General features: G+C 67.9%; 21 protein-coding genes. 16 read left to right on the top strand and 5 right to left on the bottom strand.

Annotation, left to right across the window (positions count from 1 at the left end; genetic code table 11):
- The 6 genes from VGH54_RS02070 to VGH54_RS02045 form a co-directional block, all read left to right on the top strand.
- Nucleotides 1-549 (top strand): WYL domain-containing protein (locus VGH54_RS02070; RefSeq protein WP_331510273.1); only part of this gene is annotated, 549 nt, incomplete at its 5' end.
- Entirely contained in the window at nucleotides 546-1,517 is a 972-nt protein-coding gene (locus tag VGH54_RS02065) for a YafY family protein (protein ID WP_331510272.1), read from the top strand. The genes VGH54_RS02070 and VGH54_RS02065, both read left to right, overlap by 4 nt.
- Before the next feature lie 50 nt (nucleotides 1,518-1,567).
- On the top strand, nucleotides 1,568-1,810 hold the full coding sequence (gene tatA / locus VGH54_RS02060; protein ID WP_331510271.1) for a Sec-independent protein translocase subunit TatA: 243 nt from the start codon (nucleotides 1,568-1,570) through the stop codon (nucleotides 1,808-1,810).
- A 39-nt stretch (nucleotides 1,811-1,849) separates the two neighbouring features.
- Entirely contained in the window at nucleotides 1,850-2,782 is a 933-nt protein-coding gene (gene tatC, locus VGH54_RS02055) for a twin-arginine translocase subunit TatC (protein ID WP_331510270.1), read from the top strand.
- A complete protein-coding gene (locus tag VGH54_RS02050; protein ID WP_331510269.1) occupies nucleotides 2,766-5,549 on the top strand; it encodes an RNA helicase in 2,784 nt (927 codons plus the stop codon). The genes tatC and VGH54_RS02050 overlap by 17 nt, the downstream gene beginning before the upstream one ends.
- Nucleotides 5,550-5,623: 74 nt before the next feature.
- The gene (locus VGH54_RS02045) at nucleotides 5,624-6,415 is read left to right on the top strand and encodes a DUF4333 domain-containing protein (RefSeq protein ID WP_331510268.1); all 792 of its coding nucleotides are present in this window, start codon (nucleotides 5,624-5,626) and stop codon (nucleotides 6,413-6,415) included.
- Between the two features lie 8 nt (nucleotides 6,416-6,423).
- Here the strand turns inward: VGH54_RS02045 and VGH54_RS02040 are convergent, their stop codons facing one another.
- The gene (locus VGH54_RS02040; protein WP_331510267.1) at nucleotides 6,424-7,377 is read right to left on the bottom strand and encodes a 5'-3' exonuclease; all 954 of its coding nucleotides are present in this window, start codon (nucleotides 7,375-7,377) and stop codon (nucleotides 6,424-6,426) included.
- A 39-nt stretch (nucleotides 7,378-7,416) separates the two neighbouring features.
- On the opposite strand from VGH54_RS02040, the gene VGH54_RS02035 reads away from it, so the two are divergent.
- Both VGH54_RS02035 and VGH54_RS02030 read left to right on the top strand, forming a co-directional pair.
- Complete coding sequence (locus tag VGH54_RS02035; RefSeq protein ID WP_331510266.1) at nucleotides 7,417-8,541, top strand: Xaa-Pro peptidase family protein; 1,125 nt, start codon at nucleotides 7,417-7,419, stop codon at nucleotides 8,539-8,541.
- Nucleotides 8,542-8,589: 48 nt separating this feature from the next.
- Nucleotides 8,590-9,255 (top strand): GNAT family N-acetyltransferase, encoded by a 666-nt coding sequence (locus VGH54_RS02030; protein ID WP_331510265.1) that lies wholly within the window; start codon nucleotides 8,590-8,592, stop codon nucleotides 9,253-9,255.
- Here the strand turns inward: VGH54_RS02030 and VGH54_RS02025 are convergent, their stop codons facing one another.
- Nucleotides 9,256-9,669, bottom strand: coding sequence for a F420-dependent biliverdin reductase (locus VGH54_RS02025; protein ID WP_331510264.1), 414 nt, complete (start codon nucleotides 9,667-9,669; stop codon nucleotides 9,256-9,258).
- Between the two features lie 35 nt (nucleotides 9,670-9,704).
- On the opposite strand from VGH54_RS02025, the gene VGH54_RS02020 reads away from it, so the two are divergent.
- A complete protein-coding gene (locus VGH54_RS02020) occupies nucleotides 9,705-10,454 on the top strand; it encodes an SDR family NAD(P)-dependent oxidoreductase (RefSeq protein WP_331510263.1) in 750 nt (249 codons plus the stop codon).
- A gap of 21 nt (nucleotides 10,455-10,475) precedes the next feature.
- On the opposite strand, the gene VGH54_RS02015 is transcribed toward VGH54_RS02020, so the two are convergent.
- Complete coding sequence (locus tag VGH54_RS02015; protein WP_331510262.1) at nucleotides 10,476-11,969, bottom strand: HNH endonuclease signature motif containing protein; 1,494 nt, start codon at nucleotides 11,967-11,969, stop codon at nucleotides 10,476-10,478.
- 52 nt (nucleotides 11,970-12,021) lie between these two features.
- On the opposite strand from VGH54_RS02015, the gene VGH54_RS02010 reads away from it, so the two are divergent.
- Entirely contained in the window at nucleotides 12,022-12,402 is a 381-nt protein-coding gene (locus VGH54_RS02010; RefSeq protein WP_331510261.1) for a PPOX class F420-dependent oxidoreductase, read from the top strand.
- A 1-nt stretch (nucleotide 12,403) separates the two neighbouring features.
- Here VGH54_RS02010 and VGH54_RS02005 read toward each other — a convergent pair whose 3' ends face one another.
- On the bottom strand, nucleotides 12,404-13,099 hold the full coding sequence (locus tag VGH54_RS02005; RefSeq protein ID WP_331510260.1) for a dienelactone hydrolase family protein: 696 nt from the start codon (nucleotides 13,097-13,099) through the stop codon (nucleotides 12,404-12,406).
- Between the two features lie 66 nt (nucleotides 13,100-13,165).
- On the opposite strand from VGH54_RS02005, the gene VGH54_RS02000 reads away from it, so the two are divergent.
- The 4 genes from VGH54_RS02000 (at nucleotide 13,166) to VGH54_RS01985 (ending at nucleotide 18,196) form a co-directional block, all read left to right on the top strand.
- Nucleotides 13,166-13,651 carry an FxsA family protein gene (locus VGH54_RS02000; protein ID WP_331510259.1) on the top strand — a complete coding sequence of 162 codons (486 nt, stop codon included), beginning with the start codon at nucleotides 13,166-13,168 and terminating at the stop codon, nucleotides 13,649-13,651.
- A gap of 102 nt (nucleotides 13,652-13,753) precedes the next feature.
- Nucleotides 13,754-15,289 (top strand): amidohydrolase, encoded by a 1,536-nt coding sequence (locus tag VGH54_RS01995; RefSeq protein ID WP_414688620.1) that lies wholly within the window; start codon nucleotides 13,754-13,756, stop codon nucleotides 15,287-15,289.
- Complete coding sequence (gene lnt / locus VGH54_RS01990) at nucleotides 15,282-17,411, top strand: apolipoprotein N-acyltransferase (RefSeq protein WP_331510257.1); 2,130 nt, start codon at nucleotides 15,282-15,284, stop codon at nucleotides 17,409-17,411. The genes VGH54_RS01995 and lnt overlap by 8 nt, the downstream gene beginning before the upstream one ends.
- The gene (locus VGH54_RS01985) at nucleotides 17,408-18,196 is read left to right on the top strand and encodes a polyprenol monophosphomannose synthase (RefSeq protein ID WP_331510256.1); all 789 of its coding nucleotides are present in this window, start codon (nucleotides 17,408-17,410) and stop codon (nucleotides 18,194-18,196) included. Before lnt ends, VGH54_RS01985 begins: the two co-directional genes overlap by 4 nt.
- A 20-nt stretch (nucleotides 18,197-18,216) precedes the next feature.
- On the opposite strand, the gene VGH54_RS01980 is transcribed toward VGH54_RS01985, so the two are convergent.
- Nucleotides 18,217-18,555, bottom strand: coding sequence for an RNA polymerase-binding protein RbpA (locus VGH54_RS01980; protein WP_331510255.1), 339 nt, complete (start codon nucleotides 18,553-18,555; stop codon nucleotides 18,217-18,219).
- Between the two features lie 142 nt (nucleotides 18,556-18,697).
- On the opposite strand from VGH54_RS01980, the gene VGH54_RS01975 reads away from it, so the two are divergent.
- Nucleotides 18,698-19,036 (top strand): hypothetical protein, encoded by a 339-nt coding sequence (locus VGH54_RS01975; RefSeq protein WP_331510254.1) that lies wholly within the window; start codon nucleotides 18,698-18,700, stop codon nucleotides 19,034-19,036.
- A 236-nt stretch (nucleotides 19,037-19,272) separates the two neighbouring features.
- Nucleotides 19,273-25,719 (top strand): SDR family NAD(P)-dependent oxidoreductase (locus VGH54_RS01970; protein WP_331510253.1); only part of this gene is annotated, 6,447 nt, incomplete at its 3' end.

Raw genomic sequence — 25,719 nt, 5'->3', positions numbered from 1 at the left:
GAAGACGTTCTCGGACTGCTGCTCTCGGCGATCGACGCCGGGCAGGCCGTCCAGTTTCCGCACCGGCCGTCCCGCACGGATCCATACACCGTGCGCACGGTCGAGCCGTGGGGCGTGGTGACCGAGAAGGGCCGCTGGTATCTCGTCGGGCACGACCGCGACCGCGGCGCCACCCGCACCTTCCGGCTGTCCCGGATCGGCGACGAGGTAACACCGATCGGCCCCGCCGGTGCCGTCACCCGGCCCGTGGACGCCGACCTGCGCGAGATCGTGGCCAATGCGGTCGGCGACCCACCGACGGGCGTGCGGGCTCAGGTCTGGGTCGCCGACGGGCGTGCCACCGCGCTGCGGCGCGCCGGGACATCGCTGGGTTCTCGGCAGGTGAACGGCCGCGACGGCGACGTCATCGAACTCGACATCGGAACCACCGGTCGGGTGGCGCGCGACATCGCCGGATACGGCCCCGACGCTGTCGTGCTGGAACCGCACTCGCTACGCGACGAGGTGTTGGGCCGGTTGCGCGCCCACGCTGGAGAGGGGGAGGTATGACGCCGGTGTCGACGCGCTTGGTGCGGTTGCTGAACATGGTGCCGTACTTCCAGGCCAACCCGCGGGTCACCCGCGCTCAGGCCGCATCTGACCTGGGCGTTTCGGTCACGCAGTTGGGGGAGGACCTCGACCAGCTGTGGCTGTGCGGCCTGCCCGGCTACGGCCCGGGCGACCTGATCGACTTCGAATTCACCGGTGACACCGTCGAGGTGACGTTCTCGGCCGGGATGGACACGCCGTTGCAGCTCACCTCGCCGGAGGCCACCGGCCTGCTGGTGGCGTTGCGCGCACTCGCCGACATCCCCGGGGTGGTCGATCCGCAGGCGGCGCGAAGCGCGATCGCAAAAATCGAAGCCGCGGCCGGAGCCGCCGGACACGGAAACGACGTGGCCGCGGTCGACGAGCCCGCGCCCGTCGAGAGTCAGGCCGCCGCGGCGGTGCGCGCCGCGATCCGCGACCGCCGGGCGCTGAGCATCGATTACTACGCCGCCTCGCACGACACGCTGTCCACCCGGATCGTCGACCCGATTCGGGTCGTGCTGGTCGGCGATCAGAGCTACCTGGAAGCATGGTCGCGGGAAGCCGAAGGCGTGCGGCTGTTCCGGTTCGACCGCATCGTCGACGCCAGCGTGCTCGACGAGCATTCTGCGCCACCGGAACCCGCGCTTCAGGCGGCGCCGGACACGTCGTTGTTCGACGCCGACCCGTCGCTGCCGTCGGCGACACTGCAGCTGGCGCCCGAGGCCTCGTGGATGTTCGAGTACTTTCCGATGCGTCTGCTCCATGACCTGCCTGACGGCTACTGCGAGGTGGCCATGACGTATGCCTCGGAAGATTGGATGGCCCGTCAGGTGCTGGGGATGGGGTCGGCGGTGCGCGTTCTGGGGCCGGAGTCGCTGGCCGCGCGGGTGCGTCAGGCCGCGGCAGCCGCGCTGGAGTCTTACCAGGCCGCGGCGCGGTCCGGCTAATGAACCAATGGCTGCGGTAGCATCGTGGTGACATCTGGAGGTAAACAAAAGTGAATGCTCTGACTCCGGGTCACCTGGCTATCATCGCGGTCCTGGTGATTGTTCTGTTCGGCGCCAAGAGGCTTCCCGACGCCGCTCGCTCACTGGGCAAGTCGCTGCGGATCTTCAAGTCGGAGGTCCGCGAACTGCAAAGCGACAACAAACCCGAAACGTCTGCCACCCAGGCCGCGCCGGCTCAGCCGGTGCATTCCGAGCGGGTCGAACCGCCGGCGGCTGACGGTCGGCCGGCCTAGCCTGGCATCGCCCCCGCGGCGCCCGAGCGCCTATTCACTGTGCGCACCACCGGTTTATTCAGGCGGCTAGATCCGCGTTCCCGTCGCAGCCGCATCAACCCCGACGCGACTATGTCGCTCGTCGACCATCTCACCGAGTTGCGCGCGCGGCTGCTGCTATCGCTGGCGGCCATCGCCCTCACCACGACGTTAGGTTTCGTCTGGTACTCGCACCCGCTGTTCGGGCTGGAAAGCCTGGGCGAGTGGCTGCGGCACCCGTACTGTGCACTGCCGCCCTCAGCCCGGGCGGACATTGCCAACGGCCAGTGCCGGCTGCTGGCCACGGCACCCTTCGACCAGTTCATGCTGCGGTTGAAAGTCGCGTTGACGGCCGGGGTGGTGCTGGCCTGCCCGATGTGGTTCTACCAACTCTGGGCGTTCATCACCCCGGGGCTGTACAAGAAGGAACGGCGCTTCGCCGTCGCATTCGTCGTGCCGGCCGCGTTGCTGTTCCTCACCGGCGCGGTGCTGGCGTACCTGGTACTGGCCAAGGCGCTGCACTTCCTGTTGACGGTCGGCAGCGACGTGCAGGTGACCGCGCTGTCCGGCGACCGGTATTTCGGATTCCTGATCAACTTGCTGCTGGTGTTCGGCGTGAGCTTCGAATTCCCGCTGTTGGTCGTGATGCTCAACTTCGTCGGTGTCCTGACGTACGCGCGACTGCGGTCGTGGCGGCGCGGCCTGATCTTCGCGATGTTCGTGTTTGCAGCCGTTTTCACACCCGGCTCCGACCCGTTCTCGATGACGGCGCTGGGGCTGGCGCTGACGCTGCTGCTCGAACTGGCCATCCAGATCGCCCGCGTGCACGACAAACGCAAAGCCAGACGGGAAGCGCTGACCGCCCTCGCCGACGACGAAGCCTCGGTCATCGACCCGCCGGCTGCGGTCGGGGCGCCGTCGAGCATTGCCGGACCTCATGACGACATCACCTGACGCGCCGGCCGCGGGCGAATTAGCGCGGTTCACTGCGGAATTGGAGTTTGAGCTCGACGGCTTTCAGCGTCGCGCGTGTGCGGCGCTGGAGAGCGGCCACGGCGTGCTGGTGTGCGCGCCGACCGGGGCCGGCAAGACCGTCGTCGGCGAGTTCGCGGTGCACTTGGCGCTGGCGTCCGGCGGGAAATGCTTCTACACCACGCCGTTGAAGGCGCTGAGCAACCAGAAACACAACGATTTCGTGGCGCGTTACGGCAAGGATCAGATCGGCCTGCTGACCGGCGACCTGTCGGTGAATGCCGGTGCCCCGGTGGTGGTGATGACCACCGAGGTGCTGCGCAACATGCTGTATGCGGATTCTCCTGCGCTGCGGGGACTTTCGTATGTGGTGATGGACGAGGTGCACTTCCTGGCCGACCGGATGCGCGGTGCGGTGTGGGAGGAAGTCATCCTGCATCTGCCCGACGACGTGCGGCTGGTCAGCTTGTCGGCGACGGTGAGTAACGCCGAAGAGTTCGGCGGCTGGATCCAGACCGTCCGTGGCGACACCTCGGTGGTGGTCGACGACCACCGACCCGTACCGTTGTGGCAGCACATGCTGGTCGGCAAGCGACTTTTCGATCTGTTCGATTACGGCGCGCACGAGCCGGGGCAGCGGCAACACTCGATCGTCGACCCGAACCTGTTGCGCCACATCGCCCATCGCCGTGAGGCCGATCGGCTGTCGGGCTGGCATGCCCCGCGCCGCCAAGGCGGTAGGGGAGGTTCGGGACGCCCGGGCCGGTCGGGTTTCTACCGGCCGCCGTCGCGGCCTGACGTGATCCGCATGCTGGACGACGACGGTCTCCTGCCGGCGATCACGTTCGTGTTCTCCCGGGTCGGCTGCGATGCCGCGGTGGGCCAATGCCTTCGCTCGTCGCTGCGGCTGACCACCGAAGAAGACCGGGCCAAGATCGCCGAGGTGATCGACCACCGCTGCGGCGACCTCGACGACGCCGACCTCGATGTGCTCGGCTACTACGAGTGGCGCGAGGCGCTGCTGCGCGGCATCGCCGCCCACCACGCCGGCTTGCTGCCGGTGTTCCGACACACCGTCGAGGAGTTGTTCACCGCCGGGCTGATCCGGGCCGTCTTCGCCACCGAGACACTGGCACTCGGCATCAACATGCCAGCCCGCACCGTGGTGCTGGAACGACTGGTGAAGTTCAACGGTGAGCAACACCTCCCGCTGACACCCGGCGAGTACACCCAGCTCACCGGTCGGGCCGGCCGCCGTGGCATCGACGTGGAGGGCCACGCCGTAGTGCTGTGGAATCCCGGCGAAGACACCAGCGCACCGGCCGAGGTCGCAGGCCTGGCCTCCACCCGCACCTTCCCGCTGCGCAGCTCGTTCGCTCCGTCGTACAACATGACGATCAACCTGGTGAACCGCGTTGGCCCCGAGCAGGCGCATCGGCTGCTCGAGCAGTCGTTCGCGCAGTACCAGGCCGACCGCTCGGTGGTGAGCCTGGTCCGCGGCGTGGAGCGCGGGCAGCATATGCTCGACGAGGTCGCCGCCGAGCTCGGTGGACACGATGCTCCCGTCCTCGAATACGCCCGGTTGCGCGAGCAGATCAGTCAGCAGGAGCGTGCCCAGGCCCGCGCGTCGCGACTGCAGCGTCGCCAGGCGGTCAACGACGCGCTGGCCGGGCTGCGGCGCGGCGACATCATCACGATCACCCACGGCCGACGCGGCGGACTGGCCGTCGTGTTGGAAGCGGCCCGCGACAGCACCGACCCGCGACCGTTGGTGTTGACCGAAAACCGTTGGGCCGGAAGAATTTCCTCAGCCGACTATTCCGGCGAGTCGGCGCCGGTAGGGTCGATGACATTGCCCAAGCGGGTCGAACACCGGCAACCACGGGTCCGTCGCGACTTGGCGTCGGCGCTGCGTTCGGCGGCCGCGGGATTGTCGACTACCGGTGAGCGCCGAGGCAAGCGCAGCGAGAGCCGCGATGTCGACCCCGAGCTGGCGTCGTTGCGCGAAAAGATGCGTCGCCACCCGGTCCACCGCGAAGCCGACCGGGAAACCCGAGTCCGGGGCGCCGAGCGCTACCTGCGGATCGAACGCGACAACGCCGAGCTGCAGAAGAAAGTCGCCGCCGCCACCAACTCGCTGGCCCGCACCTTCGACCGGATCGTGGGACTGCTCACCGAGCGCGGCTTCATCGAGCTCACCGATGGCATCCCCACGGTGACCGACGACGGCCGGCTGCTGGCCCGGATCTACAGCGAGAGCGATCTTCTGGTCGCCGAATGTCTGCGCAGTGACGCATGGACGGGACTCACGGATGCCGAGTTGGCTGCCGTGCTCTCGGCGGTGCTCTATGAAACGCGGGGCGGTGACGGGCCCGCCGCGCCGCGCCACGAGCAGGTGCCAACCGCGCGTTTACGGCAAGCGCTGACCCGCACGCGGCGGCTGTCCGCGGAGCTGCGCGCCGACGAACATCGACATCGCATCACGCTGAGCCGCGAGCCCGACGACGGGTTTGTCGCGGCAATCTACCGCTGGGCCAGCAGTGGCGACCTCGTCACCGCCCTGGCGGCCTCCGATAACGAGGGCACCGGTTCGCCCCTGTCGCCGGGGGATTTCGTGCGCTGGTGCCGGCAGGTGCTTGACCTGCTGGACCAGGTCCGCAACGCCGCCCCCCAGCCGGAGCTGCGGGCCACCGCGAAACGCGCGATCGACGCGATTCGGCGCGGCGTCGTGGCAGTTGACGCCGGGTAGGCTGTGCCGAAGCTACGGTTGCACACGACGACCGAGGCGAGGACTGCAAGCAGCACTGAGAGGACTGACACACGATGAGTGGACCGCAGGGACCCGACCCGACGCAGCCGTGGCAGCCGACGCAAGGTGAAGGTCAGCAATCCGGTGAGGACCACACCCAGCACGTGTCGCCCTGGCAGCAATCCTCCGGCGACCAGGGCTGGCAGGCCACCGGCGGAGAGCAGCAGACCTGGCAGGCCCCCGCGTACACGCCCACCGAATACGGGCAGTACCAGCAGCCGCCCACGCCGTACTACCCGCCGTCTCCGCAGTCCTATCCGCAGGGCTACCCGCAGCAGGAGCAGTACGGCGGCCAGACCGCCGCGTACCCGCAGCAGCCGGGTCAATACGGCCAGCCCCAGCCGGGTCAATACGGCCAGCCCGCTCAGTACGGTCAGCCGGGTCAGTACGGTCAACCCGGCCAGTACGCCCAACCCGGTCAGTACGGCCAGTACCCGGGTGCCTACGGCCAGCCGCCGGCCGGCCCGAAGCGGTCCAAGGGGATGGTCGGCACGGTGCTCGGCGTGCTTGCCGCGATCGCCGTCGCGGTGATCTTGGTGCTGGGCTTCTGGGCGCCGGGGTTCTTCGTGACCACCAAGCTGGACGTCAGCAAAGCCAATGCCGGCGTGCAGCAGATCCTGAGCGATAGCACCAACGGCTACGGCGCGAAGAACGTCAAAGACGTCAAGTGCAACAACGGTCAGAATCCGACCGTCAAAAAGGGTGCCACCTTCGACTGCGACGTCAGCATCGACGGCACCAAGCGTTCGGTGACGGCGACCTTCCAGGACAACAAGGGCACCTACGAGGTCGGTCGGCCTAAGTAACGCCGTCTCTAAGGAAGCGCGTCCAGCGCCTTCTGCAGCCGCGCGATCGATGACCCGACGCCCAGTTGAGTCGCGAGTTCGGCGACGCGTGCCGGGTCGGCCGCCACCAGCGGCAAGGGGTCGGCGGCCGTCGAGAACGTGACCGGCGCATCGGTGGCCACCCGCACGACCGGTCCGGCGACCTCGATGTAGTCGGTGGCCGCCCGCAGCTTGGCCCGAACGCCTTTGGCCAGTGACGATTTCGGATCGTCGACGGCGGCCAGGATCGCTGCCAGTGAGCCGTACTGCGCCAACAGCGTGGCCGCGGTCTTTTCGCCGACACCGGGAACGCCCGGCAGCCCGTCGGACGGATCGCCGCGCAGCAGCGCCAGCTCGGCGTAGCCTTCGCCGGCCCGATCGGCCGGCACGCCGTAGCGATCGGCGACCTCGACGGGTCCCATCAAGGTCGCGTTGGTCAGGCCGCGTCCGAGGTAGAGCACCCGTATCTCGACTGGCTCGTCGCGGACCACCTGCAGTAAGTCGCGGTCGCCGCTGACAACCACGACCGGGTCGCGGCGCTCCTGGGCGGCCAGTGTGCCGATCACGTCGTCGGCTTCGAAGCCCTCGGCGCCGCCGGTGCAGATGCCGAACGCGTCGAGGAGCTCCGCGATCATCTCGACCTGCGGCGACAAGTCGTCGGGGACCTCCTCGACATCGGGTTGCCCGCTGGGGTTCTCCTCTTCGACCCGATGGGCTTTGTACGACGGGATGCGGTCGACCCGGAATTGCGGTCGCCAGTCCAGGTCCAGACAGACCACCAACCGGTGAGGTTTGTGTCGGGTGATCACGGTGGCCACCGAGTCCACGAAGCCGCGAACCGCGTTGACCGGCCGCCCGTCCGGCGATGTGATCGAGGACGGGACCCCGAAGAACGACCGAAACCACATGCTGGCGCCGTCGAGCAGCAGCAGCGGTGCGGACATGCCCGTCATCCTGCCAGCCGCACAGTTAGCCTGACTGTCATGGGTTCTGACCGCTTTGACACAGAGGTGTATCGCCGCCGGGTGGCGGCGGCTACGGCCGCCACCGCCAAGGCGGGCCTGGCCGGTCTGGTGATCACCCCGGGCTATGACCTGCGGTATCTGATCGGCTCGCGCGCGCAGACCTTCGAGCGTCTTACCGCGCTGGTGCTGCCGGTCTCCGGTGATCCGACGATCGTTGTGCCACGGCTGGAGTTGGCGTCGCTGAAACAGTCCGCCGTCACCGATCTCGGCCTGGTTGTGCGGGATTGGGTCGACGGTGAGGACCCCTACCAGCTGGTCGCCGCGGCGATGGGTGGCGCTCCGGCGGCCACGGCGGTCACCGATTCGATGCCGGCGCTGCACCTTTTGCCGCTGGCCGGTGTGCTTGGCGTGCTGCCGGTGTTGGCCACCGACGTGTTGCGTGAACTGCGGATGGTCAAGGACGCAGCCGAGGTCGACGCGCTGCGCAAGGCGGGTGCGGCGATCGACCGGGTGCATGCCCGGGTGCCGGAATTCCTGGCGCCCGGCCGGACCGAGGCCGACGTCGCCGCGGACATCGCCGAAGCCATTGTCGCCGAAGGACATTCAGCAGTGGCGTTCGTCATCGTCGGCTCGGGCCCGCATGGCGCGGACCCGCACCATGAATACTCGGACCGTGAAATTCGGGCCGGTGACATCGTCGTCGTCGATATCGGCGGCGCCTACCAGCCCGGCTACAACTCGGACTCGACGCGCACCTACAGCATCGGCGAGCCCAGTCCTGAAGTCGCACAACAGTATTCAGTGCTGCAGCAAGCGCAACGGGCGGCCGTCGAGGCCGTGCGCCCCGGTGTCACCGCCGAGCAGATCGACGCCGCCGCCCGCGACGTGCTGGCCGAGGCCGGGCTCGCCGACTACTTCGTGCACCGCACCGGCCACGGCATCGGACTGTCGGTGCACGAGGAGCCGTACATCGTCGCCGGCAACGATTTGCCGCTGCAGGTGGGCATGGCGTTCTCCGTCGAGCCCGGGATCTATTTCCCGGGCCGGTGGGGTGCTCGCATCGAAGACATCGTGGTGGTGGCCGAGGACGGCGCCCAGCCGGTCAACCACCGTCCGCACGAGCTGATCGTGGTGCCGGTTTAGCCGTAGCAAGGCACGCACCGAACCCCGCCGGAGTATTAGGCTCGTGCGATGACCGACCACGACCGCGCCGCTGCCCGCCGAGAGATCACCAACGCACTGATGAACGCGCTGGAACGTCGTCATGAAGTGCTCGACCTGATCGTCAAGGCCGACGACCGGCCGTCGGCGGTCGACGGCATCGTCGAACTGCTGGGCACCTCGCGGCTGGGCGCCGAAGCGGTGATCGGCATGTCGTTCGATCAGCTGACCAAGGCTTCGCGTAAGAAGATCGTCGCCGAGCTCGAAGATCTGAACAACATCTTGAGCTTCACCTTCAAAGACCGGCCGGCCAGCGCGGGTGAAACCTTGGCGCTGCGCGCCTTTTCCGGCAGCTCCGATCGCGATATCTTCGCCGCCCGCACCGAGGAGGTCGGCGCCAAGGGTGACGGCTCCGGTGCCCCGGCCGGTGGCCTGGACGATGAAATCCGTTCGGCGCAGGACCGATTCGACGCCGAAGAGGCCGCCTGGTTCGTCGCGGTTGATGGTGACGAGAAGGTCGGCATGGTCTTCGGCGAGCTCGAGGGACACGAGGTGCACGTCCGCATCTGGATTCACCCGGACTACCGGCATCGGGGCTACGGCACCGCGGCGCTGGCCAAATCTCGGCCTGAGATGGCGGCGTATTTCCCGGCGGTGCCGTTGGTGATTCGCGCGCCCGGCGCGACCCTGGTCTAGCTAGTCGGCTTTGCGGGCCAACAGATCCGAGGACCCCAGCACCCGCTCCACATGCACCTCGATGACGACCCGTCGCGGGTTCTCCCGCGGCGTGCGGTAACGCTGGGCGTAGCGCAGCTCCGCGTCGCGCACCGCGTCGGTCTCGCTGTTGACGCTGGCCTGACCTTCCAGTGACAGCCAGCGGGCACCGTCGACCTGACTGAGTACGGCGACGCCACCGCGCTCGGCGTTGACCGCCTTCTGTGAGCCACCGGTCGTGATCACCCGGGCGATGTGCGTCTTGGGGTCGAAGGTAAAGCCCACCGCCACCACATGGGGCGAATTGTCGGTGCGCAGCGTGGTCAGCATGGCGAGATGGCGCTCGGTAAGAAACGCCAGCGCGTCGTTGGTCAGCCGGGCCGAGGAGTTTGCCATCACCGCTCACGCTAGCGCAGGTGATAATCGCAGCCGTGGATGACACGGGCGCACATACGGTGCTGATTCTCGGCGGCCGCAGTGAAATCGGTACCGAGCTCGCGGTGCGACTGGCTCCCGGCGCGTCCGTCGTGCTGGCGGCGCGAAACGCCGACCGGCTCGGCGAACAGACCGCGGCGATACTGGCCGCCGGCGCGGTCGCGGTGTCCGCTCGCGAATTCGACGCTGACGACGTCGCATCGCACGGCCCGTTGATTGCGTCGATCATCGCCGAACACGGTCCGATCGACACCGCGGTTTTGGCCTTCGGAATCCTCGGTGACCAAGGCCGGGCCGAGGTCGACGCCGCGCACGCGGTGGCCGTCGTGCACACCGACTATGTAGCGCAGGTCAGCCTGCTCACCCATCTGGCAGCCGCGATGCGGCAGGCCGGCCGGGGAACGCTGGTGGTGTTCTCCTCGATCGCCGGCGCGCGGGTGCGTCGGGCCAACTATGTGTACGGCTCAGCGAAAGCGGGCCTGGACGGGTTCGCCAGCGGGCTGGCCGACGCGTTGCATGGCACCGGCGTGCGGCTGCTGATCGTGCGGCCCGGTTTCGTCATCGGCCGGATGACGGCGGGTATGACGCCGGCACCGCTGTCCAGTACGCCGTCGCAAGTGGCCGCGGCGACGGCGCGTGCGCTGTCCAAGGGGCGCCGGACGGTCTGGATCCCGTGGGCGTTGGGGCCCGCAGCGGCAGTGATGCGGCTTCTGCCGCAGTTCATCTGGCGCCGGATGCCGCGCTGAATTCGGGTTGTCAGCCAGGCCTCAAAAGGGTGGTGGTTCGTAGTCGCCGGGCGGTTCGCGGCCAGCTATGGCCGCTCGGCGAGCTTGGCGCAGTAGTCGGTTGTGTCGACGTTCCTCGGCGACGTAACGGGTGCGGTTCTGGGCGCGCGTGCGGCGCCGTTTAGGCATCATCGCGGTGTGGTCGATGCGGTGCGGCCGGCGCGGAATGGGGTCGAGGGCACCGGTGGGGGCGCACAGACTCGGGAACAGAAAGGCGCTGCCCGGAGTGGTGACATAGGTCTGCCCCGCTGGTGATGTCCATATCACCGTGCTATCGGGCAGCTGCTGATCGCACCAGCCCCAGAACGTTTTGATCAGATGATGCAGGCGGCACAGGCATTTGAGGTTGGACGCGTGCGTTGGTCCGCCATGCGCGTGGGGGATGGTGTGGTCGACATCGCAGCGCACTGCGGGACGATCGCAGCCCGGGAACCGGCAGGTCAGGTCCCGGCAGCGCACGAAGTCGGTCAGGGCTTGCGACGGAACGTAGTTCGGCTCCGGTGCGGCGTCGTTGGGATGGATTAGCGGCCGAAGCCTGGCCGATTGAGCGAGTTCGGCGATCAGATCCGCCGGGATCAGCGCATCGCTGCCGATCATTGAGCCGGGCTCGCGACCGTGGCCCTCGATGCTGGCCTGATCGGCGACAACGTGGATGATCACAGGCGACGGTAGTGGGCTGCCGGCTGCCGGGCAGTGCGGTTGTCCGCAACGACATGCCAGCCGGTCGGCTCCGACGGTCAAGGCCGCCATCGCATCGGCGCGGCGCTGGTTGCGAGTACGCGGATCCGCGTTACACACCGTGCGTGCCAACGCATCCAGCCGGGCGTCCAGCGCGTGTGCATCAGGCGACAGCAGTCTGCCGAACACCTCTGTCAAGCCGTTCCCACTGTCAAAAATCGACAATTCGCGCTCGGCTTCACGCTCTCGTCGGCGCCGCACCGCGTCAAGATCGGCGCGGGCGACAATGCGGTCCACCGCCGCGGCCAACGCGCTTTGGGTCATCGCCGGCCAACGTTGGGCTTTGGCAGCCAACTGGCCGTCCACACTGGCCATCACCTCAACGTCCACTATCAGATCGGTCCGATAGACGATTGTCTGGAATGCGCGGTAGTCGACATCGCCGGCCTGAAGCAGGGCCCCCACCAGGGGAAGGCGGGTTCGCATGGCGCGGGCGTAGTACAAGTAGCTGGTTGCCAGCGCCTGGCTGATGCACATCGCCGCGGCCACCTCCGCGGCCACTGCCTCCTGGGTGTCGGTGCACCACGTCTCGCGCTCGCCAAGCAGGCGCAACCGCAACGCATCCAGTTCACCGATCACCGCCAGCCGCTGACCAGCAGCACTATTCTCGGCGCGCCTCGTCGCACGAAGCCGATCGACCAGCGCCGCCGACTCTTGCGTGATCGACGGATGACGCCGCTCGAACACGGCGTCCAATCGGGCGACCGATTCTGGCAACCGAGCACGTGCTTCGAACATGTGTTCGATTATGCCAGCGGCCTCCGACACGGAGGGCCTCTAGACTGGCCCGGTGGCCCCGACCTTCGCAGACGTCGCCAAAGCGCAGTACGTCCTACTCACCACGTTCACCAAAGACGGTCGGCCCAAGCCAACCCCGATCTGGGCCGCCAATGATGGCGACCGCCTGCTGATGATCACCCAGGAAAAGTCGTGGAAGGTCAAGCGAATTCGCAACACGCCGCGTGTCACGCTGGCGATCTGCGACATGCAGGGACACCCGAAAAGCGAGGCCATCGACGCGACCGCGGTCATCCTGGACGCGGCGCAGACCGGTCTGGTCTATGACGCGATCGGCCGCGAGTACGGCATTGTCGGGAAGGTGTTCAACCTGTTCAGCAAGCTGCGTGGCGGCATGAAGAACAACGTCGGCCTTGAGGTACGCCCAGCCTGAATCAGCTGCTCAGGTGTTCGCCGAAGAACGAAAACACCCGCGCCCACGCGTCTTCGGTGGCGGCCTGGTTGTAACCGAATCCGCCTATGCGCAATAGCGGCTGGGCGGGAAGCTTGTTCGCGAAGCTGTGTCCGACCTTCGGATAGGACTTCACGTCGTTGGCGATGCCCTTGTGGTCGAGAACCCGCTGCAGCTTCTTCGGCGCCCCTACGCCCAACGGATCCCGGCTGCCGAAGCTGGCGACGATCGGACATGCCCCGTCGAGTGTTTCGCTGAGTTCACGCGGGAGTGGCACACCGTAAAATGGCGCAGAAGCGTCAAAACCCTTGGGCGACATAACCAATGCGAACTGCCCGCCCATGCAGAACCCGGCGATGCCGATGCGGCCGGTGCATTCCGGCAGGGCCTTGAGGTGGTCGCGGGCAGCCAGCACATCGTCCAGCGAGCGTCCGCGTTTGGTGAGCAGCTCGCGCATCACCTTGGTGATGCAGCGTGCCCAGCCGCCACGGGCGAACAGATTCGGCGTCAGCGCGACGTATCCGGCCGCAGCAATATGGCTGTTGATCGATTCTTTGTCCGGTCCGTAGCCGAGAGCGTCATGAATCACGACCACGCCTGGCCAGGGGCCCTGGCCGTCGGGGATGTCGAGCAGGGCGTCGATCGGGCCGGCCGGGGTGTCGATCTCGATTGTCGTCACGAGGCCATCTAACCGTGCGACGACGGTACGCGGAACTCCGGTGACCCTGCGCGACGTTGCCATCTCATGGTGTCGAGACTGTTTCTGGTCTATGTGATCGCCGAGCTCGCCGTGGTGGTGGCGCTGGCGTCGATGATCGGGCTCGGGTGGACTCTGCTGCTGCTGTTGGCCGCGTTCGCCGCGGGGCTTGCGCTGGCGGGTTCGCAACTCAAACTTCAGCTCGCGCGGTTGCGATCCGGGTTGAGCGCTGACCAGCCGCGACTGGCCGCAGACACCATGGCAGTCGCAGTGGGAACGCTGCTGATGATGGTGCCGGGCTTGGTGACCAGCGCCGCTGGGCTGCTGCTGTTGCTGCCGCCGACCCGCGCTGCCGCGCGCCCCGTGCTGGGCGCGATGGCTGCCCGCGGTCTCGGTCGGCGATTCCCGCTGATCACCGTCGCGACCGTCGGGGCCGACCGATTCGACCACCGACCGCGGCCCGACTACATCGACGGCGAGGTCATCAACGTCACCGAGGTCGACTCGCCGGCTCTGCCGTTACGGCCTGAGTAACCCTTCTGCCAACCCCGTAGGTTTTGCGGCGTGACTAACGTCCCGACCACTGTGCTGATCAACGGCCGGGTGCACAGCCCGACCCATCCCGACGCCTCCGCGATGGCGGTGCGCGACGGTGTGGTGACGTGGCTGGGCAGCGACGACGTTGCCCGCGACCAGTTCGCCGGCGCGGACGTCATCGATCTCGAAGGTGGCTTTGTCGCGCCGGCCTTCGTCGACAGCCACATCCACCTCACCGCGACCGGGCTGACCCTCACCGGTCTGGACCTGCGGGCGTCGACATCGCGATCGCACTGCCTGCAACTGATCGCCGACTACGCCGCGGCGCACCCTGGCCAGCCGCTGTGGGGTCACGGCTGGGACGAGTCGTCGTGGCCGCAGAACACGGCGCCAACCACCGCGGAGCTCGATGCGGCGCTCGGCGACCGGCCTGCCTACCTGGCGCGCGTGGACGTCCACTCGGCGCTGGCGTCGACGGCTCTCCGGCAGCGTGTCGACGGGTTGGCGTCGGCGACCGGTTTCGACGAACAACGGCCGCTGGTGGGCGACGCCCACCATGCGGTCCGCTCCGTCGCGCGCGGTCTGTTGACTGACGGCCAGCGAGCCGATGCGCGGCTGGCCGCGCTGGACGCCCTGGCCGGGCACGGGATCGTCGCCGCGCACGAGTGCGCGGGCCCGCAGATCGGCGGGCTGGACGACTGGCTCGAAGTGCGGGCGCACAGCGCCCACGGCGTCGAGGTGATCGGTTACTGGGGTGAGGCGGTGACCAGCCCGGCTCAGGCGCGCGCGCTGCTCGACGACACCGGTGCGGCCGGGCTGGCCGGCGATCTGTTCGTCGACGGCGCCCTGGGGTCGCGGACGGCCTGGCTGCATGAGCCGTACGACGATGCCGGCGACGAGTGTGGTGCCTGCTACGTGGATGCCGAGACGGTCGCCGCGCATCTGCGGGCGTGCACCGAAGCCGGCGTGACGGCCGGATTCCACGTCATTGGCGACGCCGCGGTGTCCAGCGTCGTCGCGGCCTTGGAACAGATCGTCGATGATCTCGGCGTGCCCGCGGTGGCTCGTTGTGGTCATCGGTTGGAGCACCTGGAAATGGTGACCGTCGACCAGGCGGCCAAGCTCGGCGCGTGGGGAGTGATGGCCAGTATGCAACCCAATTTCGACGCCCTCTGGGGTGGCCACGACGGCATGTATGCCCGTCGTCTCGGTATCGATCGGGCGCGGCGTCTCAACCCGTTTGCGCTGCTAGCATCCCAAGGCGTGGCCCTCGCGTTCGGATCCGACGCCCCGGTGACTGGCCTCGACCCTTGGGCGACTATCCGCGCAGCGGTCAACCACCAGACGCCGGACAGCTCGATCTCGGCGCGCGCGGCGTTCGCCGCGGCCACCCGCGGGGGCTGGCGGGCCGGCGGTGCCCGTGACGAGTTGATCGGCAGCCTGGTTCCCGGCGCTCCCGCTTCCTACGCCGTGTGGGACGTCGACGACTTGGACGTCACTGTGCCGAGTGACGCCGTGCGGCGGTGGTCCACCGATCCGCGGTCACGGGTGCCGGTGTTGCCCCGGCTCGGCCCGACCCACTCGTTGCCTCGATGTCGGCGGACCGTGCACCGAGGCGTAGTGATTCATGGTTAGAGGCATCGGGCGGTTCGACCGCCGAGTTCGGCCCGCCGAAGACACCGATGTGTTCCCCGCGGTCAAAGACGATGACAACAACGGACAAATCCCGGTCCGGGCGGCAGCGGCAGATGCCGAGGTCACCGGGGTGATCCCGCTGGTCCGCGATGTCGAGGACGCCGATTTCGCCGATCTCGAACCGCACGACGCCGCTGCTGAGCCGGCAGAGGATCAGCATGACCCCCTGGCGGAGATACGCCGCCAAGCCCTCCGGATAGTCAGGGCCGGGTGGCAGCGCCTGGTGTACCTGTCCGCCGTTCTGCTGGCCTGGCTGGTCCGTGAAACGCGGATTCGGGGGCCACAAGCCGGCAGATGGCTGCGGCCGCGATTGACTCGGCTGAGCGCCGCGATTCTCGCCGGTTTGCTGCTCTGCGCGAGCTATCCGCGGTTCAACTGGTGGTGGGCCGCCGTCATCGCGTTCGCCGCGCTGACCTGGGTGCTGACCCGCCCGGCCACCACAGCGGTCGGCGGGTTCGGTTACGGCTTCCTGTTCGGCTTGGCGTTCTACCTGCCGCTGATCCGGTGGATCAGCATTCTCGTCGGCGCCATGCCGCTGATAGCGCTGGTGCTGCTGTGTGCGGTGTTCCCCGGGTTATTCGGTCTGGCGGCTGTCGTGGTGCGGCGACTGCCCGGATGGCCGATCTGGTTCGCGGTGCTTTGGGCGGCGCAGGAGTGGTTGAAATCGACCATTCCCTTCGGCGGCTTCCCGTGGGGCGTGGTGGCTGCCGGTCAGACCTCCGGCCCGTTCCTGCCGCTGGTCCGGCTGGGCGGCGCCCCGCTGCTCTCGTTGGCCCTCGTGCTGACCGGTTGCAGCGCCGCCGCTTTCGCGATCGAGGCCGTGTCGTGGTGGCGGGCATCCCGTCGGCGGCACGCCGGAGCTGACGACGCGGCCGACACCCCGCCCGCGGTCTTACTACCGGCGGTCTGCATCTGCCTGGTGTTCTTCCTCGCGGCTGCCATGTCGCCGCAGGTGCGCCACTCCGGCACCGGATCCGGCAACGAGCCGGTCGTCACGGCGGCGGTGGTGCAGGGCAACGTGCCTCGGCTCGGGCTGGAGTTCAACGCGCAGCGTCTTGTGGTGCTGGGCAACGACGTCCGGGAGACCCGCAGGCTGGCCGACGATGTGCATGCCGGTCGGGCGCCGCAACCCGACTTCGTCGTCTGGCCCGAGGACGCGTCGGAGATCGACCCGCTGCTCAATCCGGAAGCCGCGCAGGAGATTTCGCTGGCCGTCGAGGCGATCAAGGCGCCGATCCTGGTCGGCACCGTGCTCGACATCGCCGGTCGGCCCGCTGACACGCCGGCTGAAACCAACACCGTCATCGTGTGGAGTCCCAAGCACGGACCCAGCGACCGCCACGACAAACGGATCGTGCAGCCGTTCGGCGAATACCTGCCCTGGCGTGGGTTCTTCCGGCATCTGAGCGGCCTCGCCGACTTGGCCGGCTACATCGTCCCCGGCAAAGGCTCCGGGGTGGTGCACGCCGCGGGCACGCCGATCGGGATCGCCACCTGCTGGGAAGTCATTTTCGACCGGGCCCTGCAGCACTCGGTCCGCAACGGCGCCCAACTGCTCGCGGTGCCCGCCAACAACGCCAACTTCAACCAGACGATGAGCGAACAGCAGTTGGCGTTTTCCAAGCTTCGTGCGGTGGAGCTCGATCGCTACACCCTGGTGTCCAGCAACGTCGGAATCTCCGCGGTGGTCACCCCCGACGGCCGCGAGTTGCAGCGGACGCAGTTCTTCACGCCCGGCTACCTGGACAGCCAGGTCCGCCTCAAGACAACGGTGACGCCGGCCGCCAGGTGGGGCCCGATCGTGCAGGGGACTCTGGTCGTCGCAGCTCTGGCGATCCTGTTCGCTGCGATGCTGCACAATGGATGGTTCGCGGATCTGAACCGGCGCCTGTCAGCGCTGGCGAAGCGCTTCGGCCCCGGGTCGGAGAAATCCGACGACGACCCGCCCGGCGACGACGTGACAGCCGACGGCCCGACTGCCAACGAGGTGGTTGCCACCGCCGAACTCGACGAGGACGGCCGAGATTCAGCCCGGCAAGGGCCAGACAAAGGAGACATATGACCACCGGCGATCCGGTGTCGCGGGTTGCGGGCGATCGTCCCACCCTGCGCACCCTGGTGATCATCCCCACCTACAACGAGCGGGAGAACCTTCCGCTGATCCTGCAGCGACTGCACAAGGCACTCCCTGAGGTGCATGTGCTGGTGGTCGACGACAGCAGCCCGGACGGCACCGGACAGCTGGCCGACGAGCTCGCTGCGGCGAATCCGGACCGGATCCACGTCATGCACCGCACCGTGAAGGACGGTTTGGGCGCGGCCTACCTAGCCGGATTCGCTTGGGGGCTCAGCCGGCAGTACACCACGCTGGTCGAGATGGATGCCGACGGCAGTCATGCGCCCGAGCAGCTGCACTTACTGCTCGAGGCCGTCGACGCCGGCGCCGACCTGGTGATCGGCTCGCGCTACGTCGAGGGCGGCAACGTGCAGAACTGGCCGTGGCGGCGCTGGGCGCTGTCCTGGACGGCCAACACCTACGCGCGGGTGGCTCTGGGCATCGGTATCCACGACATCACCGCCGGTTACCGGGCCTACCGTCGCGACGTTCTGCAGAAGATCGACCTCGACCACGTCGATTCGAAGGGCTACTGCTTCCAGATCGACCTGACCTGGCGCGCCATCACCAGCGGGTTCGTCGTCGCAGAGGTGCCGATCACGTTCACCGAGCGTGAGCTCGGCGTGTCCAAGATGAGTGGATCCAATATCCGTGAGGCAGTGGTGAAAGTGGCGCAGTGGGGCATCGACGGACGCCTGCATCGCAGGCGCCAGGCACCCGTCAACCGCTGAACTAGCTGCGGGACCGCAGATCAGCTGCCGCGACGGCGTGTTCTGATCAGATCGAGACGCTCTTTGAGCAGTTCCTCGAGCTCGTCGACCGAACGTCGCTCCAGCAACATGTCCCAGTGGGTGCGGGGCGGCTTCACCTTTTTCGGCTCCGGCAGGTCACCTTCGATCAAGGTGCCTTCCATGCCGTTGCGGCACAGCCAGGCGCCGGGGATCTCGGCGTCGTCGGCGAACGGAACGTCGAACTCTTCGCCGTTCTCGGTGCGGTAACGCGCAATCTGGCGCGGTGCCAAGTCGTGGTTGCGGTCGGTCTCGTAGCTTACGGCTCCAAGGCGACTGCCTCTCAGGACACGATCAGCCATTGGTCAGCACTCCTCTTAATTTCTTCTTAGCACCTAGCGCCCTAAACAACGTCGCAGCCGGCGACGTAGTTCCCGGGCACGCAGGCGACCCAACTGTCCATGATACCGGGATTCGGGCGGCACCCCGACTAAAGTCGGCCGCGTGACACGCCGCGTCCGCCCGCAGCCCTGCCGTTGGTGTGGCCGCGACGTCGCCGACAACGGGATGGGCCGTCGCCGTCAATACTGCAGGCAGTCGTGCCGGCAGCGCGCCTACGAGCAGCGGGCCTCGATCAACGGTGTCAAGGGTGCGCCGTTGCCCGCCGATGCGGTGGTGCTGTCCGCGGAAGAGGCCGCTGACCTCTCCGACCGCGTCTACCAGGTGCGATGCGCAGCGGAAGACGTCGCTACCGCACTGGACGAAGGTGCGGGCGCGCCGGAACTGCGGGAGCTGTGCGCGACCCTGATGCGCGCCGCCGAGGCCGCCGACGGGTGGCGCTGACCGGGCTTTAGCCTCGGCTGACTGGTGGCGGGTACAGTCTCGCCATGGATCGCTGGGCAACGCCGGAATCAGTTGCGGAGCCAGGTCATGGGTGGGGTGGGCGAGTCGGCGCCCGCCGACGATGTTTGCCGGTCGAAGAGCAGGTTCGACGTCAGCCGTACGGCGAGTGACTCTGCTCCTCATCCCGGGCCGCATTCCGGATTGAGCGACGACCGACGTTAGGCGAGGGGTAACACATGGCTGACCAACTTCAGCATGCAACCGAGGCGTTGCGGAAAGCTCTGGTCCAGGTCGAGCGCCTGAAGAGCAAGAATCGGGCACTGCTGGAACGCTCCGGCGAGCCGATCGCGATCGTTGGTATGTCGTGCCGATTCCCGGGCGGGGTCGACTCGCCGGACAGCCTGTGGGACATGGTCGCCGACAAGCGCGATGTGATGTCGGCGTTTCCGACCGACCGCGGCTGGGATCTGGCCGAGCTGTTCGACGACGACCCCGATGCGCCGCACAAGTGCTATGCGCGCGCCGGCGGATTCGTCGAAGACGTGGCGGGTTTCGATGCGGGATTCTTCGGCGTGGCGCCGAGTGAGGCGCTGGCCACCGACCCGCAGCACCGGATGCTGCTGGAGTTGTCGTGGGAAGCGTTGGAGCGGGCCGGAATTGACCCGACCACATTGCGGGGCAGCGCCACCGGAGTGTTCGGCGGAATCATCGCGCAGGGCTACGGAATGCTGTCCGAAGGGATCGAGGGCTACCGGCTGACCGGTATGACGTCCAGTGTCGCGACCGGCCGGGTGGCCTACGTGCTGGGGCTGGAAGGCCCAGCGGTGTCGGTCGACACCGCATGCTCGTCGTCTTTGGTTGCTTTACACATGGCGGTGCAGTCATTGCGGTCGGGGGAGTGCGATCTGGCACTGGCCGGCGGCGCGACCGTCAACGCCACGCCAACGGTTTTCGTCGAATTCAGCCGGCACCGGGGCCTGTCGCCGGATGGCCGGTGCAAGCCTTTCGCGGGGGCGGCCGACGGCGTCGGCTGGTCCGAGGGCGGCGGAATGCTGGTGGTGGAACGGCTTTCGGATGCCCAGCGGTTGGGCCACCGGGTGCTCGCGGTGGTGCGCGGTACCGCGGTCAACCAGGACGGCGCCTCCAATGGGCTCACCGCACCCAACGGTCCTTCCCAGCAGCGGGTGGTGCGCACGGCGTTGGCCAACGCCGGGCTGAGCGCCGGAGAAGTAGACGCGGTCGAGGCCCACGGCACCGGAACGACATTGGGCGACCCGATCGAGGCTCAGGCGCTGATCGCCACCTACGGCCAAGATCGCGCCGAGCCCGGAAAACCCTTGTGGCTGGGGTCGATCAAGTCGAACATGGGTCACACGCAGGCCGCCGCCGGCGTGGCCGGTGTGATCAAGATGGTCCAGGCGATGCACCACGAGCTGCTGCCGGCGACGTTGCACGTGGATGCGCCCAGCCCGCACGTGGATTGGGCGGCAGGGGCGGTGTCGCTGTTGACCGAAGCCCAGTCGTGGCCCGCCAATGGCCGGGCCCGCCGTGCCGGGGTGTCATCGTTTGGGATCAGCGGCACCAACGCGCACGTGATCATCGAGGAGTGCCCGGCGGCTGAGCCCACCGAGCGCGCCCCGCAACCGCCGGTGGTGCCGTGGGTGGTCTCGGCCAAGAGCGCAGCGGCGCTGGCGGCACAGGCTGCGCGACTGACCGAATCTATCGGTGCCCGTGATCAATTGGACATCGCCGATGTCGGATGGTCCTTGGCGGGACGGTCGACCTTTGAGCATCGCGCGGTCGTGCTCGGTCGCGATCGTGGCCAGTTGCTGGCCGGACTGGGCGAGCTGGCCGACGGAATGCCTGGCGGTTCGGTGATCACCGGCCACGCAGCACCAGCGGGCAAGACTGTTTTCGTCTTCCCCGGCCAGGGCTCGCAATGGATCGGGATGGGCGTCGAATTACTGGACGCCGCACCAGTTTTCGCCACACAGATGAACGCCTGCGCGGAGGCGTTCGCCGAGTTCGTCGACTGGTCGTTGATCGACGTACTGCGCGGGGCGCCGGGCGCGCCGAACCTGGACCGCGTCGATGTCGTCCAGCCGGCGCTGTTCGCGGTGATGGTCTCGTTGGCCGAATTGTGGCGGTCGATCGGGGTACGCCCAGACGCCGTCATCGGTCATTCCCAGGGCGAAATTGCCGCGGCCTACGTCGCCGGTGCCTTGTCGCTGCGTGACGCCGCACGCGTGGTCACCCTGCGCAGCAAACTGCTGTTGGCGCTGTCCGGCCGCGGCGGGATGGCCTCGCTGGCGTGTGGAACCGATCAAGCGCGAGAGCTGTTGACGCCGTATGGCGATCGAGTCAGCATCGCCGCGATCAACGGGCGATCGGCCGTCGTGCTCTCCGGAGAGGTAGCCGCGCTCGACGAGATCGTCGCCGATTGCACCGAGCGTGAGCTTCGGGCCCGCCGTATCGACGTCGACTACGCGTCGCATTCCGCCTCCGTCGACGCGATTCGCGAGCAGCTCGCCGAGGCGCTGTCGGGTATCGAACCGCAGTCGGCGCGCACCGTGTTTTTCTCCACGGTCACCGGCGGCATCTTGGACACCGCAGAACTCACCGCCGACTACTGGTTCCGCAACATCCGCCAGACCGTCGAATTCGCCTCTGCGGCGCGCACCGCATCGGCAAGCGGCTACCGGACATTCATCGAATCCAGCCCACACCCCGCCCTGATCGCGGGCATCGAGGACACCGCCACCGACGGCGGGGCCGACGCGGTCGTGGTGCCCACTCTCGGCCGCGAAGACGGCGGCCTGACCCGCTTCCTCAGGTCAGCCGCCCAGGCGTTCGTGTCGGGTGTCAAGGTGGATTGGCGTGCCGCGGTGCCGGGTGCCGGGTTCGTCGAGTTGCCGACATATGCCTTTGAACGACGGCGCTTTTGGCTCTCCGGTGACGGTGCCGCGATCGACGCCGCCGGCTTGGGGCTGGGAGCCAGCGAGCACGCGCTGTTGGGTGCGGTGGTCGAACTACCGGACTCGGGTGGGGTGGTGCTGACGGGCCGGCTGTCGCCGGCCACCCAGGGTTGGTTGAACGATCACGCTGTCGACGGGCTGGCCGTGTTCCCCGGTGCAGGCTTCGTCGAGTTGGCCATCCGGGCCGGCGACGAGGTCGGCTGCCCGGTGGTCGACGAGTTGACTTTGCAGGCGCCATTGCTGCTGCCGCCCTCAGGGTCGGTCGCCGTACAGCTCGTGGTGGGCGCCGCCGAAGAGGCCGGCCAGCGCAGTTTGTCCGTATTCTCCAGGGACAGTGTGGATTCCGCGTGGACCTGCCATGCGACGGGACAGCTGTCCTCCGGACCGGTCGAGCCGGGCGCCGATCTGTCGGTGTGGCCGCCCGAAGGCGCGACTCCCGTCGATGTGACCGACGGCTACCAGCGGCTGGCGGCACGCGGCTACCAGTACGGCCCGGCGTTCCAGGGGTTGTCCGCGCTGTGGCGTCGCGGCGAGGAGCTCTTCGCCGAAGTAACGCTGCCGCAAGCGGCCGGCGGTGTCGGCGGATTCGGTGTGCATCCGGTGCTGCTGGATGCGGCCCTGCACGCGGCGGCAGTGACGTTCGACGGCGACGGCGTGGCATTGCCGTTCTCGTGGCAGGGTGTGTCGCTGCATGCGGCGGGCGCGTCGTCGGTGCGGGCGCGGATTGCGCCGTCGGGTCCGTCGGCGGTGTCGGTCGAGCTGGCCGACGGGCTGGGGCTGCCAGTGCTGACGGTGACGTCGATGGTCGCGCGTCCGATTTCCCAGCAGCAGCTGATGGCTGCGGTTTCCGGCGTAGGCGGGGATCGGCTCTTCGAGCTGGCGTGGTCGCCCACGTCGGCCGCCTCACACAACGAGACGCCGGCGTACGAGGTGTTCGAGTCCGTATCGGCGCCCGGGGATCCGGTGTCGGCCAGCTATGAACGCGTGCACGAAGCTCTGGCGGCGCTGCAGTCGTGGTTGACCGAACATGATTCCGGCGTCTTGGTGGTGTCGACGCGCGGCGCGGCGGGGTTGCCGGGCGAGGACATCACCGATCTGGCCGGTGCCGCGGTGTGGGGGTTGGTGCGTTCGGCCCAGACTGAACATCCGGGCCGAATCGTTCTGGTGGATTCCGATGCGCCGCTGAGTGATACGACCGTGGCACGGCTGCTCGCGGTTGGTGAGCCGCAGCTGGCGCTGCGCGGGGAGACGATCCACACCGCGCGAGTCCGCGGCAGCCGCACGGTGGACGGCGTGCTGGTGCCGCCCGCCGATGGGCCGTGGCGGCTGGGTTTGTCGACCGCAGGCACGTTCGAGAACCTGCAACTCGAGCCGGTTCCCAACGCCGACGCGCCATTGGAACCCGGCCACGTTCGGGTGGCGATGCGCGCCATTGCCACCAACTTCCGCGACGTCATGATCACGCTGGGCATGTTCACCCATGACGCGCTGATCGGTGGTGAAGGCGCCGGTGTCGTCGTCGAGGTCGGCCCCGGGGTCACCGAATTCGCGGTCGGCGACGACGTTTACGGATTCTTCCCGGACGGCAGCGGCACCCTGGTCGCCGGCGATATCCGGTTGTTGCTCCCGATGCCATCGGACTGGTCCTACGCCGAGGCCGCCGCGATATCAGCCGTTTTCACCACTGCCTACTTCGCCTTCGTTCACCTCGCCGACGTCAAACCGGGCCAGCGGGTGTTGGTGCACGCCGGTGCCGGTGGTGTGGGAATGGCCGCGGTGCAGTTGGCGCGGCACCTCGGATTGGAGGTGTTCGCCACCGCCAGCCGTGGCAAGTGGGACACGTTGCGGGCGATGGGCTTTGACGACGACCACATCGGCGATTCGCGCACGCTGGAGTTTGAAGACAAGTTCCGTGCCATCGTCGGCGAGCGGGGCATGGACGTTGTGCTGGACTCGCTGGCCGGTGAGTTTGTCGACGCCTCCCTGCGAATGGTCGCTGCGGGCGGGGTCTTCCTGGAGATGGGTAAGACCGACATCCGCGACCCGGGAAAGATCGCCGAGGAATATCCCGGTGTGCGCTATCGCGCCTTCGACCTCTTTGAGCCCGGCCGCAACCGCATGCACCAGTACATGCTGGATCTTGCCGAGCTCTTCGACGCCGGCGTGCTGCGGCCGCTGCCGGTCACAGTCTTCGATGTGCGGCGTGCGCCTGCGGCGCTGCGGTATCTGAGTCAGGCTCGTCATACCGGCAAGGTCGTCCTGTCGATGCCGGATGCCTGGACGCAGGGCACCGTGGTGATCACCGGCGGTACCGGCATGGCGGGTTCGGCGCTGGCTCGTCACTTGGTGGCCAATCATGATGCGCGGCATCTGTTGTTGATCAGTCGACGCGGCCCCGATTCGGCCGGTGCAGCGGAGCTGGCCGCGGAGCTGTCGGCTGCCGGCGCCGAGGTGTCGCTAGTTGCCTGTGATGCGGCGGATCGTGCGGCGCTGGCCAAGGTGATCGCGGACATTCCGGTGCAGCATCCGTTGTCGGCGGTGATTCATGCCGCGGGGGTGCTCGACGATGCGGTGGTGACGTCGTTGACGCCGGAGCGGGTCGACGCGGTGTTGCGGGCCAAGGTGGACGCGGCCTGGAATCTGCATGAGCTGACCAAGGATTCGAACGTGTCGGCGTTCGTGCTGTTCTCGTCGATGGCCGGTTTGGTGGGATCATCGGGCCAGGCGAACTACGCGGCGGCCAACAGCTTCCTCGATGCGCTGGCCGTTCACCGTCGCGCACATGGTCTGCCGGCGATGTCGCTGGGCTGGGGTCTATGGGACCAGGCCAGCGAGATGACCGGTGGGCTCGACAACGCCGGCCGGGCCCGGCTGGCGCGCACCGGCGTGAAGGCGCTGTCGTCGCTGGACGCGCTACAGCTGTTCGACGCCGCGATGGTCATCGACGAGCCGTTCCTGCTGCCCGCCCACATCGACACGGCCGCCCTGCGCGCCAACGCCGCCGTGGTGCCACCGATGTTCGTCGATCTGATCAACGCGCCGGCTCGTCGGCGGGTCGACGACTCGCTGGCCGCCAGCAGGTCCAAATCGGCTCTGGGGCAACGCATCCACGGCCTGCCCGAAGCCGAGCAGGACGCGGTGCTGCTCGATCTGGTGCGCTCGCACATCGCGACCGTGCTGGGTAATACCACCCCGGAGGCCATCGATCCGGACAAGGCGTTCCAGGAGTTGGGCTTTGACTCGCTGACCGCGGTGGAGATGCGCAACCGGCTCAAAACCGCTACCGGACTGGCGCTTTCGCCCACACTTATCTTCGACTACCCGACACCCAACGGTCTGGCCGGCTACATCCGCACCGAACTGGCCGGTCTGCCACAGGAAGTCGCGCAGGCCGCCGTCGTTCGAGCCACCGACGACGATCCCATCGCGATCGTCGGTATGTCGTGCCGCTACCCCGGCGGGGTGAATTCGCCCGACGACCTGTGGGACATGCTGACCGAGGGCCGCGATGTGCTCACCGAATTCCCCAGCGATCGCGGCTGGAACCTGGACGGGCTGTACAACCCGGACCCCGACGTGGCCGGCACCTGCTACACGCGCACCGGCGGCTTCGTGGACGATGTGGCGGACTTCGACCCGGCGTTCTTCGGCATCGCCCCGAGCGAGGCGTTGGCCATGGACCCCCAGCAACGCCTGTTCCTCGAGTTG

It is taken from the genome of Mycobacterium sp., assembly GCF_036488105.1.
GTDB lineage: Bacteria > Actinomycetota > Actinomycetes > Mycobacteriales > Mycobacteriaceae > Mycobacterium.
The sequence above is the reverse complement of the archived record's forward strand: the minus strand, read 5'-3'. Positions and strand labels throughout refer to the sequence as shown.

Bases quoted from the DNA above. Each gene is read 5' to 3' on its own strand.
- VGH54_RS02025 (WP_331510264.1), bottom strand. From the start codon at position 9,669: ATGGCAAACTCCTCGGCCCGGCTGACCAACGACGCGCTGGCGTTTCTT.
- VGH54_RS02045 (WP_331510268.1), top strand. From the start codon at position 5,624: ATGAGTGGACCGCAGGGACCCGACCCGACGCAGCCGTGGCAGCCGACG.
- VGH54_RS01980 (WP_331510255.1), bottom strand. From the start codon at position 18,555: ATGGCTGATCGTGTCCTGAGAGGCAGTCGCCTTGGAGCCGTAAGCTAC.
- VGH54_RS01985 (WP_331510256.1), top strand. From the start codon at position 17,408: ATGACCACCGGCGATCCGGTGTCGCGGGTTGCGGGCGATCGTCCCACC.
- VGH54_RS02035 (WP_331510266.1), top strand. From the start codon at position 7,417: ATGGGTTCTGACCGCTTTGACACAGAGGTGTATCGCCGCCGGGTGGCG.
- VGH54_RS02000 (WP_331510259.1), top strand. From the start codon at position 13,166: ATGGTGTCGAGACTGTTTCTGGTCTATGTGATCGCCGAGCTCGCCGTG.
- VGH54_RS01995 (WP_414688620.1), top strand. From the start codon at position 13,754: ATGGCGGTGCGCGACGGTGTGGTGACGTGGCTGGGCAGCGACGACGTT.
- VGH54_RS02065 (WP_331510272.1), top strand. From the start codon at position 546: ATGACGCCGGTGTCGACGCGCTTGGTGCGGTTGCTGAACATGGTGCCG.
- VGH54_RS02030 (WP_331510265.1), top strand. From the start codon at position 8,590: ATGACCGACCACGACCGCGCCGCTGCCCGCCGAGAGATCACCAACGCA.
- VGH54_RS02040 (WP_331510267.1), bottom strand. From the start codon at position 7,377: ATGTCCGCACCGCTGCTGCTGCTCGACGGCGCCAGCATGTGGTTTCGG.
- VGH54_RS02015 (WP_331510262.1), bottom strand. From the start codon at position 11,969: ATGTTCGAAGCACGTGCTCGGTTGCCAGAATCGGTCGCCCGATTGGAC.
- lnt (WP_331510257.1), top strand. From the start codon at position 15,282: ATGGTTAGAGGCATCGGGCGGTTCGACCGCCGAGTTCGGCCCGCCGAA.
- VGH54_RS02050 (WP_331510269.1), top strand. From the start codon at position 2,766: ATGACGACATCACCTGACGCGCCGGCCGCGGGCGAATTAGCGCGGTTC.